The organism is Pseudomonas qingdaonensis (genome assembly GCF_018398475.1).
Taxonomy (GTDB): Bacteria; Pseudomonadota; Gammaproteobacteria; order Pseudomonadales; family Pseudomonadaceae; genus Aquipseudomonas; species Aquipseudomonas palmensis.
On sequence record NZ_CP074676.1, the window covers coordinates 4,743,094 to 4,755,683 of the forward strand.

The window sequence follows — 12,590 nt, forward strand, 5'->3', positions numbered from 1 at the left end:
CCGACCATGAGCCAACGCCCCAACTTCCTGATCATCGTTGCCGACGACCTGGGCTTTTCCGACCTGGGTGCCTTCGGCGGCGAAATCGCCACGCCGCACCTGGACGCCCTGGCCACTGCCGGCCTGCGCCTGACCGACTTCCACACCGCGCCCACCTGCTCGCCGACCCGCTCGATGCTGCTGACCGGCACCGACCACCACATCGCCGGCATCGGCACCATGGCCGAGGCGCTGACCCCGGAGCTGATCGGCAAGCCGGGCTACGAGGGTTACCTCAATGACCGCGTGGTGGCGCTGCCCGAGCTGCTGCGCGAGGCCGGCTACCAGACACTGATGAGCGGCAAGTGGCACCTGGGCCTGAAGGCCGAGCTGGCGCCACATGCGCGAGGCTTCGAACGTTCGTTCGCGCTGCTGCCGGGCGCGGCCAACCACTATGGCTTCGAACCCACCTACGACGAACACACCCCCGGCCTGCTCAAATCGACCCCGGCGCTGTACATCGAGGACGACACCTTCGTCGAAGCGCTACCCGAAGGCTTCTATTCCTCCGACGCCTTCGGCGACAAGTTGCTGCAGTACCTCAAGGAGCGCGACCAGAGCCGGCCGTTCTTCGCCTACCTGCCGTTCTCCGCGCCGCACTGGCCGTTGCAGGCGCCGGCCGAGGTGGTGGCGCGCTACAAGGGGCGCTACGACGCCGGGCCCGAGGTGCTGCGCCAGGAGCGCCTGGAAAAACTGCGCGCCCTGGGCCTGATCGGCGCCGAGGTGCAGGCGCACCCGGTGGATGAACAATGGCAGGCGCTGAGCGACGAACAGCGCCAGCGCTCGGCACGCGCCATGGAGGTGTACGCGGCGATGGTCGAGCGCATGGACTGGAACATCGGCCGGGTGCTCGGCTACCTGCGCAACCAGGGCCTGCTGGACAACACCCTGGTGCTGTTCATGTCCGACAACGGTGCCGAGGGCGCGCTGCTCGAAGCCTTCCCCAAGTTCGGCCCGCACCTGGCCAGCTACCTGGACCAGCACTACGACAACAGCCTGGACAACATCGGCCGCGCCAACTCCTACGTGTGGTACGGCCCGCACTGGGCCCAGGCGGCCACCGCACCGTCGCGGCTGTTCAAGGCCTTCACCACCGAAGGCGGCATTCGCGTGCCGGCCCTGCTGCACTACCCGGCACTGGCGCGCCAGGGGCAGGTCAGCCATCAGTTCAGCACCGTGATGGACATCACCCCGACCCTGCTGGACCTGGCCGGCATCCGCCACCCGGGCAAACGCTGGCGCGGGCGCGACGTGGCGCCGCTGCGCGGCAAGTCGTGGCTGGGCTACCTGTCGGGCGAGACCGAGCAGGTACACGACGAGCACACCGTCACCGGCTGGGAGCTGTTCGGGCGCCGGGCTATTCGCCAGGGGCACTGGAAGGCGGTGTACATTCCAGGCCCGGTGGGGCCGGCCACCTGGCAGCTGTACGACCTGAGCATCGACCCCGGCGAGGTCCACGACCTGGCGCAGGCGCAGCCGGCAAAACTGCAGGCCCTGCTCGGCGAATGGCAGAAGTACGTCGAGGAAACCGGGGTGATCCTCAGCCAGTCGCCGTTCCAGCCGGATTAGCCATCAGTGCCAGGCGCGCGGGGTCGAGAATCTCGATCTCGCCGTAGCTCAGGCGCAGCACGCCATCCTGCTCCAGCGCCTTGAGAATCTGGTTGGTGGTCTGGCGCGACAGCGCGAGCATCAGCGCCAGTTGCTCCTGGGACAATTGCAACACCCTCCTGGCCCCCTCCACTTCGCCGTAACCGGCGGCGATCTGCAGCAGCCGGTAGGCCACCCGCGGCGCGGCACTCATCAGGCTCTGCTGCTCCAGCGCGACAAAGGCCAGGCGCAGCTTGTGGCTCATCAGCAAGGCGAATTCACGCCAGTAACGCGGTTGCGCATCCAGCAATTTCACCAGCGCGCCCTGGGGCACCCGCAGCAGGTGGGTGGCACCTTCGGCATAGGCGTCGTGGGTACGTGGCTGGTCGTCGAACAGGCAGATCTCGCCGAACCAGTGCGGGGCCTCGATCAGGGTCAGCACCGCCTCCTTGCCCTGGGCGCTGACCGCACCGATGCGGATGGCGCCATCGAGCACCGCGTACAGTCCGCAAGGCGGGTCGCCGCGCTGGAACAGGCAGGCGCCGGCCTCCAGGCTCACGGGCCGGGCCAGGTGCAGCAGGCTATCCTGCAGGGTAGCGGGCAACTGTTTGAACCAGTGACCCTGGCGCAAGGTTGAAGCGTTCATCGGGGGCCTCGTGGTGACACTGTCGGCTAGCCGACAGACGACGGTGCCTGCGCAGGGCAAGCTCGGGCAATCCTACAGGAGGAACAACAATGAAAAGCCTCGTCGAGCACCTGAGTCAATACGCGGCCTACCACCGCGACCCACGCAACATCGCCACGCACTTCGTGGGTATCCCGCTGATCGTGGTGGCGGTCACGGTGCTGCTGTCGCGTCCGGGCATGGCATTGGGCGGGGTGTGGCTGTCGCCTGCATTGCTGGTGGCGCTGTGGTCGGCGTGGTTCTACCTGCGCCTGGACACCCGCTTCGGGTTGCTGATGAGCGTGTTGCTGGGCTTGTGCCTGTGGGCCGGGCAGGTACTGGCGGTTCAGAGCACGCTGGTGTGGCTGGGTGCGGGGCTGGGGCTGTTCGTGGTGGGCTGGGTGATCCAGTTCGTCGGCCACTATTACGAGGGGCGCAAGCCGGCGTTTGTGGACGACATCAGCGGCCTGATCGTGGGGCCGTTGTTCGTGGTGGCGGAGATGGCGTTTGTGCTGGGGTTGCGCGGGGAGTTGAAGCGGTCGATCGAGGCGAATGCGGGGCCGGTGGGTAGTCGCTCGAAAAAGGCGGCGATCTGAAGGCCCGTTCGCCGGCAAGGCCGGCTCCTACAACGACACGCACACACTGTAGGAGCCAGCCTTGCTGGCGAAGAGGCCCTGAAGATCAGGCGCGGGATTCGACGCCCAGTTCATCCCACACCGACTCCGCCAGGTGGAACGTGGCATTGGCCGCCGGGATCCCGCAATAGATCGCGCTCTGCATCAGCACTTCCTTGATCTCTTCGCGGGTCACGCCGTTGTTCGCCGCCGCCCGCAAGTGCAGCTTCAGCTCTTCATTGCGGTTCATGCCGATCAGCATCGCGATGGTGATCAGGCTGCGGGTATGGCGTGGCAACCCCGGCCGCGTCCAGATATCGCCCCACGCGTGCCGGGTGATCATTTCCTGGAACTCGCCGTTGAACTCGGTGAGGTTGCTCAGGCTGCGGTCCACATGGGCATCGCCCAGTACCGCACGCCGCACCTGCATGCCGGCCTCGTAACGTTCTTTTTCGTCCACAACCTACTCCTCAGCGGGCCAGCAGAAAATCGATCACGCGGCGGCTGAACGGCGCGCCGACTTCAACGTTGGACAGGTGCGCCGCCTGGAACTCGGCATACTCGGCACCCACCACATGTTCCTGGATGAAGCGCCCGCCAGCCGGCGGCGTGACCGCATCGGCACTGCCGGAAATCACCAGCAGCGGCACCTTGATCTCACCCAGCTGGCCCCGGAAGTCCGCATCGCGCACCGCGCCGCAGTTGGCCGCATAGCCATCGGGCGAAGTACCCGCCAGCATGTCGGTGATGCGCTTGGCCTGGTCCGGGTTGGCCTGCGCATAGGCCTTGGTGAACCAGCGCTCGATGGAGGCGTCGCGCAGCCCCACCATCGCCGCCTCGCGGTCGCGCAGCACCATGTCGATGCGCGGGTTCCACACCTCGTCGTTGCCGATCTTGGCTGCGGTGTTGCACACGATCAGGCGGTTCAGGCGCTCGCCGGCATGGATGCCCAGCCACTGCCCGATCAGCCCGCCCATGGACAGGCCGCAGAAATGCGCCCGCTCGATCTTCAGCGCGTCCAGCAGTGCCAGCACGTCACGCCCCAGTTGCTCGATGCTGTACGGCCCCTCGGTCACCAGCGACTGGCCATGCCCGCGGGTGTCGTAGCGCAGTACCCGAAAATGCGCGGCAAATGCCGGCAGTTGCGGGTCCCACATGGTGTGGTCGGTGCCCAGCGAGTTGGACAGCACCAGCACCGGTGCGCCCTCGGGCCCGTCGAGCCGGTAGTTCAGTACGCCATCAGCGAGTTGTACGCTAGCCACAACGGCCTCCTTCAACGCTTGAATTGTTGGTGTTCAGCCACCGCCCGCGCCACCCACACGCGGGCCTGGCCCAGGTAATGAGCAGGGTCGAGCAGGCGGTCGAGTTCGTCCGCCGACAGCTCGGCAGTCACCTGCGGATCGTCGCCCAGCACGTCGCGCAGCTGACGCTGTTCGGCCACCGCACGCTTGCAGCAGGTTTCCAGCAGGTGGTGTGCGGTGTCCCGGCCCAGTCGCTGGGCCAGCACGATGCTGACCGCCTCGGCCAGCACCAGGCCCTGGGTCAGGTCGAGGTTGCGGCGCATGCGCGCAGCATCCACCTCCAGGCCCTCGGCAATCACCTGGGCCTGGCGCAGGGCGCCGGACACCAGGCAGCAGATCTCGGGCAGGGTTTCCCATTCGGCATGCCACAGGCCCAGGCTGCGCTCGTGCTCCTGGGGCATGGCCGCGAACAGCGTGGACACCAGCCCCGGTACACGGGTAGCGGCGCCGATCAGCACCGCCGCGCCCACCGGGTTGCGCTTGTGCGGCATGGTCGACGAGCCGCCCTTGCCCGGCGCAGCAGGCTCGAACACCTCCGCCGCCTCGGTCTGCATCAGCAGGCTCACATCGCGTCCCAGCTTGCCCAGGCTGCCGGCGATCATGCCCAGCACCGAGGCGAACTCCACCAGGCGGTCACGCTGGGTATGCCAGGGCTGCTCGGGCAGGCTCAGCCTGAGCTGCCCGGCCAGCGCCTCGGCCACCGGCAATGCCTTGTTGCCCAGCGCCGCCAGGGTGCCGGAGGCGCCGCCGAACTGCAGGCTCAGCAGGCGCGGCTTGAGCTCCTGCAGGCGCTGACGGTGACGGGTGAGTGCACCGAGCCAGCCGGCGATCTTCATGCCCAGGGTCACGGGCGTTGCATGTTGCAGCCAGGTGCGCCCGGCCAGCGGCGTGTCGGCATGCTGCAGCGCCTGGTGCGCCAGGCTGTCGGCCAGGCGCGCCAGGTCGGCTTCGATCAGGCCCAGGGCATCGCGCAATTGCAGCACCAGCCCGGTGTCCATCGCATCCTGGCTGGTAGCGCCCAGGTGCACGAAGCGCTCGGCTTCGGGCACGCCGCTGGCAATCACCTTGCCCAGCGCCTTGACCAGCGGGATGGCCGAGTTGCCGGCCACCGCGATGGCCTCGGCCAGGGCCGCGAAGTCATAGCGCTCGGCCTGGCAGGCCGCTTCGATCGGTGCCACCGCCACCTGCGGGATCAGCCCCACCGCCGCCTCGGCGCGGGCCAGCGCGGCTTCGAAATCGAGCATGCCCTGCACTCGGCCACGGTCGGAAAACACGGCGCGCATGGCCGGCGCGGTGAAGTAGGCATCGAACAGCTGATTGCCCGGACGTTGGTTCATCGGTGGTCCTTCTCAATGATCGTGGTGCAGGTACGCCGCCTGCTTGGGCAGGCGCAGGCTGAACAGGAAGGCAATCGCCATCATCACCGTAACGTACCAGTAAAAGGCGTTTTCCATGTTCAGCGACTTGAGCCCCAGTGCCACATATTCGGCCGAGCCGCCGAAGATCGCGTTGGCCACCGCGTAGGCCAGGCCCACGCCCAGCGCACGTACCTGCGGCGGGAACATCTCGGCTTTGACCAGCCCGCTGATCGAGGTGTAGAAGCTCACGATGGCCAGCGCCAGGGTGATCAGCACAAAGGCCAGGAACGGGCTGGTGACGGTTTTCAGGGTAAGCAGGATCGGCACCGTGCACAGGGTGCCCAGGGCGCCGAACCAGAGCATCGAGGTGCGCCGGCCGATGCGGTCCGAGAGCATGCCGAACAGCGGCTGCATGCACATGTACAGGAACAGTGCGCCGGTCATGATGAAGCTGGCGGTCTTGGCGCTCATGCCTGCAGTGTTCACCAGGTACTTCTGCATGTAGGTGGTGAAGGTGTAGAAGATCAGCGAGCCGCCGGCGGTGTAGCCAAGCACGGTGATGAACGCCGCCTTGTGGTTGCGGAACAGGCCGCCGAGGCTGCCGGCATCCTTGTCGTTGCGGGTTTCGGCGCTGCTGGTCTCTTCCAGCGAGCGACGCAGGAACAGCGAGATCACCGCCGCGATGGCACCCACCACGAACGGGATGCGCCAGCCCCAGGCGCGCAGCTCATCTTCGGTGAGCAGTTGCTGCAGGATCACCACCACCAGCACCGCCAGCAGTTGGCCGCCGATCAGGGTCACGTACTGGAACGAAGCAAAGAAACCGCGCTGACCGCGCAGGGCCACCTCGCTCATGTAGGTGGCGGTGGTGCCGTATTCGCCGCCCACCGACAGGCCCTGGAACAGCCGCGCCAGCAACAGCAGCGCCGGTGCCCAGGCACCGATGCTGGCGTAGGTCGGCAGGCAGGCGATCACCAGCGAGCCGGCGCACATCATCAGCACCGAGATCATCATCGAATTCTTGCGCCCGTGGCGGTCGGCCACACGGCCGAACAGCCAGCCGCCGATGGGCCGCATCAGGAACCCGGCGGCGAACACGCCGGCGGTGTTGAGCAGCTGCACCGTCGGGTCGTCGGAGGGGAAGAAAGCCGGGGCAAAGTAGATCGCGCAGAAGGCATAGACGTAGAAGTCGAACCATTCCACGAGGTTGCCCGAGGAGGCACCGACGATGGCGAAAATGCGTTTGCTGCGTTCTTCGCCGGTGTAATGGATTGAAGTCATGGCAATTCACTCTGGGAGGATGTCTGAAGTCTAGACACACTCGGTAACACTCACGTTCCACAGAACAATCACCCCGCTGCCCCGACCTTGCGTGGAGGTCGCAGCAGCGAGGTCATTGATTTACACGCGCTCGATGGCCAGGGCCAGGCCCTGCCCGACACCCACGCACATGGTCGCCAGGCCTTTGCGCCCGCCGGATTTCTCCAGCTGGTGCAGCGCTGTCAGCACCAGGCGTGCGCCGCTCATGCCCAACGGGTGACCCAGGGCAATGGCGCCGCCGTTGGGGTTGACCTGCGGCGCGTCGTCGGCAATGCCGAGTTCGCGCAGCACGGCCAGGCCTTGGCTGGCGAACGCTTCGTTGAGCTCGATCACGTCGAAATCGGTGACCGCCACGCCCAGGCGCTCGATCAGCTTGCGCACCGCCGGCACCGGGCCGATGCCCATTACCCGGGGGGCAACGCCGGCACTGGCCATGCCGAGCACGCGCGCGCGCGGGGTCAGGCCATGCTTTTGCACCGCCTCGGCCGACGCCAGTATCAGCGCCGCGGCGCCGTCGTTGACGCCCGAGGCGTTGCCGGCGGTGACCGTCTTGTCCGCGCCGTTGACCGGCTTGAGCCTGGCCAGGGCTTCGAGGGTGGTGTCGGCGCGCGGGTGTTCGTCGTGCTCGACCACGGTCTCGCCCTTCTTGTGCGCGATGCGCACCGGCACGATCTCTTCGGCGAAGTAGCCGGCGGCCTGGGCCTTGGCGGTGCGCTGCTGGCTGCGCAGGGCGAAGGCATCCTGGTCGGCGCGCGATACCTGATAGTCGTCGGCCACGTTGTCGGCGGTCTGCGGCATCGCGTCCACGCCGTACTGGGCCTTCATCAGCGGGTTGATGAAGCGCCAGCCGATGGTGGTGTCTTCCAGCTTCATGTTGCGCGAGTAGGCGCTTTCGGCCTTGCCCATCACGAACGGTGCACGGGACATCGACTCGACGCCGCCGGCAATCGCCAGCTCCATCTCGCCGCTGGCAATGGCGCGAAACGCCGTGCCGATGGCGTCCATGCCCGAGGCGCACAGGCGGTTGAGGGTCACACCCGGCACGCTGTCGGGCAGCCCGGCCAGCAGCAGGGCCATGCGCGCTACGTTGCGGTTGTCTTCACCGGCCTGGTTGGCGCAGCCGAAGAACACTTCGTCGAGCTGGTCCCATTGCACGGTGGGGTTGCGCTCGATCAGGGCCTTGAGCGGTACCGCCGCCAGGTCGTCGGCGCGCACGCCGGCCAGGGCGCCGCCGAAGCGGCCGATGGGGGTGCGAATCGCGTCGCAGATGAATACGTCACGCATCAGGCTTCTCCCGGCGCTTGGCCGTGGGCGGCCGCCGTGCGCGCTTCGAGGTCGCGCAGCGCAGTCAGCTCGACTTCGCTCGGCGCCACGGTGGTTTCGACGCTGTCGGCAAAGCGGATCGCCCAGCCGGTGGCGGCGACGATCTGCTCGCGGGTCACACCCGGGTGAATCGAGGTGACCACGAATTCGTTGCTGCCGGCTTCAGGTTCCATGATGCACAGGTCGGTGATGATGCCCACCGGGCCGGCACCGGGCAGGCCCAGGCGTTTGCGCGAGTCACCGCCTTCGCCGTGGCCGACCGAGGTGATGAAGTCGAGCTTGTCGACGAAGGCGCGCGAGGACTGCTTGAGGATGATCAGCACGGTCTTGGCGGAGCCGGCGATTTCCGGTGCGCCACCGGCACCCGGCAGGCGTACCTTGGGCTGGTGGTAGTCGCCGACCACGGTGGTGTTGATGTTGCCGAAACGGTCGACCTGGGCGGCGCCCAGAAAGCCCACGTCGATGCGCCCGCCCTGCAGCCAGTAGCGGAAGATCTCGCCGGTGGGCACCACGGTATCGGCGGTTTCGGCCAACTCGCCGTCACCGATGGACAGCGGTAGTACCGTTGGCTTGGCGCCGATAGGGCCCGATTCGTAGATCAGCACCACGTCGGGCGAAGAGGTCAGGCGTGCCAGGTTGGCGGCCTTGGACGGCAGGCCGATGCCGACGAAGCACACAGCGCCGTTGCGCAGGCGGCGGGCAGCGGCAACGGTCATCATTTCATTGGTGGAGTAGCTCATTGTGCAGCCTCCGAAGCGCTGGCCAGTTTTGCCTTGAAGGCAGGGAAGTCGGCGGTGCCGCGAATGTATTCGTCGATCCAGGCGGTGAAGGTCTCACGGCTGCGGGCAATCGGGTCCCAGGCCTGGTAGAAGCGGTTGTCACGCTCGGAGTAGCCGTGCGCGTAGGACGGGTGCGCCCCGCCCGGTACCAGGCACACTGCCGACAGTGCCCAGGTGGGCAGCACGCAGGCATTCATTGGCGCGTTGAGGTCGTCGACGATCTCTTCCACGGTGACGATGCAGCGCTTGGCGGCCAGGGCGGCCTCCTTCTGCACACCCAGGATGCCCCACAGCAGCACGTTGCCCTTGCGGTCGGCCTTATGCGCGTGGATCACGGTGACATCCGGGCGAACCGACGGCACGGCGGCCAGCACCTCACCGGTGAACGGGCAGGTCACGCTCTTGATCAGCGGGTTGACCTTGGGCAGGTCGGAGCCGGCGTAGGCGCGCAGCACCGCGAACGGCAGGCCCGAGGCACCGGCAACGTAGGCGTTGGCGAGGTCGGCGTGGCTGTGTTCTTCGATTTCCATGGCGTGCGGCCACTGCTTCTCGACCGCGTCACGCAGGCGGTGCAGCGACCCGACACCCGGGTTGCCGCCCCACGAGAAGATCAGCTTGCGGGCGCAGCCGGCGCCGATCAGCTGGTCGTAGATCAGGTCTGGGGTCATGCGCACCAGGGTCAGATCCTTCTTGCCCTGACGAATGATTTCGTGCCCGGCGGCGGTCGGGATCAAATGCGTGAAGCCTTCAAGGGCGACGCTGTCGCCGTCGTTGACGAACTGCTTCACGGCGTCGTGGAGCGAGAGGATTTCAGCCATTGCAGACTCCTGGAGAGCGGTTTCAGAGGTGCCTCTGGGCGGCACCGGCATGAGCTCAGATTAAGGCGGCGCATTGGGCCGTACAATCCGATAATCGCCATAGCGTTCGATTATCGAACGTATTGTTGTTGTGCTAAGGATCCACAAACCATCGCGGGTCAAGCCCGCTCCCACAGGTACGGTGGAGATCCATGTGGGAGCGGGCTTGACCCGCGATAGGGGCGCTACTGCCAGCCGGTCAGGTCGCGTCAGCGTGGCTCACCACACCCTTGATCACCACCGCCACCGTCGCGATCGCGGCCGGGATCACCAGGGCCGTCAGCACCTGTTCGAAGTTCCAGCCCAGGCCCAGCAACGTGGCGCCCATCCAGGCCCCGAGAATCGCGCCAAACCGGCCGATGCCCAGCATCCACGACACGCCGGTGGCACGGCCCTGGGTGGGGTAGAAGCGCGCCGCCAGCGACGGCATCGCCGACTGCGCCCCGTTCACGCACATGCCGGCAATCAGCACCAGGGTCGCCAGCAGCGTGATGTTGCCCAGGCTCTGGCCCACCGCGTAGGCGAACACCCCGGCCAGCAGGTAGAAGGTGCCGATAACCTTGTGCGGGTTGTAGCGGTCCATCGCCCAGCCTACCGCCACCGCGCTGAGCACGCCGCCGAACTGGAACAGCGCACCGATGAACGCCGCCTGCTCCATGCTCGCGCCGCTGTCACGCATCAGCGTGGGCAGCCAGCTGGTCAGCAGGTAGACGATCACCAGGCCCATGAAATAGGTCAGCCACAACAGCAGCGTGCCGACGCTGTAGGTGCCCGAGAAGATCACCGCGAACACGTTGCGCGCCTTGACCGTCTTCTGTTCCGGCACGCTGAAGCTCGCAGCCTGGTTGACGATGCCCGGCTCGATCGGCGCCAATGTGCGGCGTACCCGGTCGGTGCCCTTGTTGCGCACCACCAGGTAACGCGCCGACTCCGGCAACCACACCATCAGCACCACCACCAACAGCAGCGGCAGGATGCCGCCGATCAGCAGCAGGCTGTGCCAGCCGAACATCGGGATCAGCTTGGCGGAAATGAACCCGCCACCGGCCATGCCCAGGTTGAAGCCGCAGAACATGCTGGTGACCAGCAACGACTTGTGCCGCTCGGGGGTGTATTCGGACAGCAGCGTGGTGGCGTTCGGCATGCCGGCGCCCAGGCCCAGGCCGGTCAGAAAGCGCAGCACCAGCAACTGGTCGACGTTGGTGGCATAGGCCGAGGCCAGGCTGAACGCGCCGAACAGCAACACCGCGCCCACCAGCACCACCTTGCGCCCGAAACGGTCGGCCAGCGGCCCCGAGCCCAGCGCACCGAACACCATGCCGATCAGCGCGGCGCTCATCACCGGGCCCAGGCTGGCGCGGTCGATGCCCCAGTCCTGGGACAGTGCCGGGGCAATGAAGCCCATTGCGGCGGTGTCCAGGCCGTCGAGGAACACGATCAGAAAGCACAGGATGACCACCCGCCATTGGTAACGCGACAACGGCTGGGCATTGATGAACGACTGCACATCCAGGCAGTTTCCAACAGCAGCTTGGGGACTATTCATTGTTTTTATCCAGAAGATGCGCGCGAGTGTGCGGGTGCGCGCGTGAACGGCACAGACGGTCGGGTACGGGTCTTTTGGAAAGGGTCAGTTACCGTGCAGCCGGCAGGCGGGCAGGTACAGGCTGAAGCAGGACAGGGTGCAGGTCATGGGGTGTTCTCTCGCTCATTATTATTGGAGGCCGTCAGGGGCCACTTGATGCGAGGGACATTAATAAGGCGCGCGACGCGGCGCAATTCGATAAACGCAAGACTGTGCGTTTATCGAACAGGAACCGCTCGACGCATTCAACTGAACAGCTGGGTACTCAGGTCGCGGCTGGCCGCCACCATGATCGGCAGGAACTTCTGCTCCAGCTCGCTGCGACTCACCCGCCCGGCGTGGGTGCTGATGTTCAGCGCCGCCAGCACCTGGCCGGAGGCGTCGTACACCGGCACCGCGATCGAACGCAGGCCCTGCTCCAGCTCCTGGTCGACCACGCACCAGCCCTGCTCGCGCACCTGCTGGAGGATTTCCAGCAAGGCTGCCGGGTCGTGCACGGTACGGCTTGTCTTGGCCTGCAGGTCGGCGTGCTCCAGGTATTCGTGCAGGGTGGCGTCGTCCAGCGCCGCCAGCAGGATGCGCCCCATCGAGGTGCAATAGGCCGGCAGGCGCCCGCCCACCGACAGGTCCACCGAAATAAGGCGCTGCACCGTCGCCGAGCGGGCGATGTAGAGAATGTCGTCACCTTCGAGGGTGGCCATGTTGCAGGCCTCGTGCAACTGGTCGCTCATGCGGTCCAGGTACGGCTGCGCCGATACCGCCAATGGCGTCGAGGACAGGTAGGCATGACCCAGGGTCAGCACCTTGGGCAGCAATGAATAGGTGCGCCCGTCGGTGGTGGCATAGCCGAGCTTGATCAGCGTGTGCAGGCAACGGCGAACCGCCGCGCGCGGGATCTCGGTGCGGTGGCTGATCTGGGCGATGGTCAGGTGCCGCTTGCGCTCCTGGAACGCCTGCACCACCGCCAGGCCCCGCGCCAGCGACGTCATGAAATCCGGGTCGCCGGTGAACGCCTGGATGCGCTTGGCCGGCGAGGCCACGATGGGCGGCGCCAACGAAGCGAAAGAGCTGCGCACGTTGTCGTTCAGGCCTGGGCCCTTGCCCCCTGTTTCTTCACTCATGACTCACCTCGGCAAACTTCACTTGGGCGATTATCGAACCAT

General features: G+C 66.6%; 12 protein-coding genes. 2 read left to right on the forward strand and 10 right to left on the reverse strand.

Annotation, left to right across the window (positions count from 1 at the left end; all coding sequences use genetic code 11):
- Positions 1-6 precede the first annotated feature (6 nt).
- Positions 7-1,608 carry an arylsulfatase gene (locus KH389_RS21600; RefSeq protein ID WP_104571991.1) on the forward strand — a complete coding sequence of 534 codons (1,602 nt, stop codon included), beginning with the start codon at positions 7-9 and terminating at the stop codon, positions 1,606-1,608.
- Here KH389_RS21600 and KH389_RS21605 read toward each other — a convergent pair.
- Positions 1,580-2,272, reverse strand: a complete 693-nt coding sequence (locus KH389_RS21605) for a Crp/Fnr family transcriptional regulator (RefSeq protein WP_058540908.1) — start codon at positions 2,270-2,272, stop codon at positions 1,580-1,582. The two genes, KH389_RS21600 and KH389_RS21605, sit on opposite strands and share 29 nt — an antisense overlap.
- A gap of 89 nt (positions 2,273-2,361) precedes the next feature.
- On the opposite strand from KH389_RS21605, the gene KH389_RS21610 reads away from it, so the two are divergent.
- Positions 2,362-2,886 (forward strand): Mpo1 family 2-hydroxy fatty acid dioxygenase, encoded by a 525-nt coding sequence (locus tag KH389_RS21610; RefSeq protein ID WP_196932600.1) that lies wholly within the window; start codon positions 2,362-2,364, stop codon positions 2,884-2,886.
- 85 nt (positions 2,887-2,971) lie between these two features.
- On the opposite strand, the gene pcaC is transcribed toward KH389_RS21610, so the two are convergent.
- The 9 genes from pcaC to pcaR all read right to left on the reverse strand — a co-directional run bounded on the left by pcaC (position 2,972) and on the right by pcaR (position 12,548).
- Positions 2,972-3,364 (reverse strand): 4-carboxymuconolactone decarboxylase, encoded by a 393-nt coding sequence (gene pcaC / locus KH389_RS21615; RefSeq protein ID WP_043860755.1) that lies wholly within the window; start codon positions 3,362-3,364, stop codon positions 2,972-2,974.
- 10 nt (positions 3,365-3,374) lie between these two features.
- Positions 3,375-4,166: a 3-oxoadipate enol-lactonase gene (gene pcaD / locus KH389_RS21620; RefSeq protein ID WP_078479548.1), complete on the reverse strand. Its 792-nt coding sequence runs from the start codon at positions 4,164-4,166 to the stop codon at positions 3,375-3,377.
- Positions 4,167-4,177: 11 nt separating this feature from the next.
- Positions 4,178-5,542, reverse strand: a complete 1,365-nt coding sequence (locus KH389_RS21625) for a 3-carboxy-cis,cis-muconate cycloisomerase (protein WP_043860753.1) — start codon at positions 5,540-5,542, stop codon at positions 4,178-4,180.
- Between the two features lie 12 nt (positions 5,543-5,554).
- Complete coding sequence (locus tag KH389_RS21630) at positions 5,555-6,844, reverse strand: MFS family transporter (protein ID WP_054914806.1); 1,290 nt, start codon at positions 6,842-6,844, stop codon at positions 5,555-5,557.
- 120 nt (positions 6,845-6,964) lie between these two features.
- Positions 6,965-8,170 carry a 3-oxoadipyl-CoA thiolase gene (gene pcaF / locus KH389_RS21635; RefSeq protein WP_173925075.1) on the reverse strand — a complete coding sequence of 402 codons (1,206 nt, stop codon included), beginning with the start codon at positions 8,168-8,170 and terminating at the stop codon, positions 6,965-6,967.
- A complete protein-coding gene (locus KH389_RS21640) occupies positions 8,167-8,946 on the reverse strand; it encodes a CoA-transferase subunit beta (protein WP_043860750.1) in 780 nt (259 codons plus the stop codon). The genes pcaF and KH389_RS21640 overlap by 4 nt, the downstream gene beginning before the upstream one ends.
- Positions 8,943-9,803 carry a CoA transferase subunit A gene (locus KH389_RS21645; RefSeq protein WP_213606229.1) on the reverse strand — a complete coding sequence of 287 codons (861 nt, stop codon included), beginning with the start codon at positions 9,801-9,803 and terminating at the stop codon, positions 8,943-8,945. The genes KH389_RS21640 and KH389_RS21645 overlap by 4 nt, the downstream gene beginning before the upstream one ends.
- A gap of 238 nt (positions 9,804-10,041) precedes the next feature.
- Complete coding sequence (gene pcaK, locus KH389_RS21650; RefSeq protein ID WP_043860748.1) at positions 10,042-11,388, reverse strand: 4-hydroxybenzoate transporter PcaK; 1,347 nt, start codon at positions 11,386-11,388, stop codon at positions 10,042-10,044.
- A gap of 284 nt (positions 11,389-11,672) precedes the next feature.
- Entirely contained in the window at positions 11,673-12,548 is an 876-nt protein-coding gene (pcaR, locus tag KH389_RS21655) for a pca regulon transcriptional regulator PcaR (protein WP_173925037.1), read from the reverse strand.
- Between the last annotated feature and the right edge of the window lie 42 nt (positions 12,549-12,590).

Coding starts and splice junctions, on each gene's coding strand:
- KH389_RS21610 (WP_196932600.1), top strand. CDS start 2,362: ATGAAAAGCCTCGTCGAGCACCTGAGTCAATACGCGGCCTACCACCGC.
- KH389_RS21630 (WP_054914806.1), bottom strand. CDS start 6,844: ATGACTTCAATCCATTACACCGGCGAAGAACGCAGCAAACGCATTTTC.
- KH389_RS21600 (WP_104571991.1), top strand. CDS start 7: ATGAGCCAACGCCCCAACTTCCTGATCATCGTTGCCGACGACCTGGGC.
- KH389_RS21605 (WP_058540908.1), bottom strand. CDS start 2,272: ATGAACGCTTCAACCTTGCGCCAGGGTCACTGGTTCAAACAGTTGCCC.
- KH389_RS21645 (WP_213606229.1), bottom strand. CDS start 9,803: ATGGCTGAAATCCTCTCGCTCCACGACGCCGTGAAGCAGTTCGTCAAC.
- KH389_RS21640 (WP_043860750.1), bottom strand. CDS start 8,946: ATGAGCTACTCCACCAATGAAATGATGACCGTTGCCGCTGCCCGCCGC.
- pcaR (WP_173925037.1), bottom strand. CDS start 12,548: ATGAGTGAAGAAACAGGGGGCAAGGGCCCAGGCCTGAACGACAACGTG.
- KH389_RS21625 (WP_043860753.1), bottom strand. CDS start 5,542: ATGAACCAACGTCCGGGCAATCAGCTGTTCGATGCCTACTTCACCGCG.
- pcaK (WP_043860748.1), bottom strand. CDS start 11,388: ATGAATAGTCCCCAAGCTGCTGTTGGAAACTGCCTGGATGTGCAGTCG.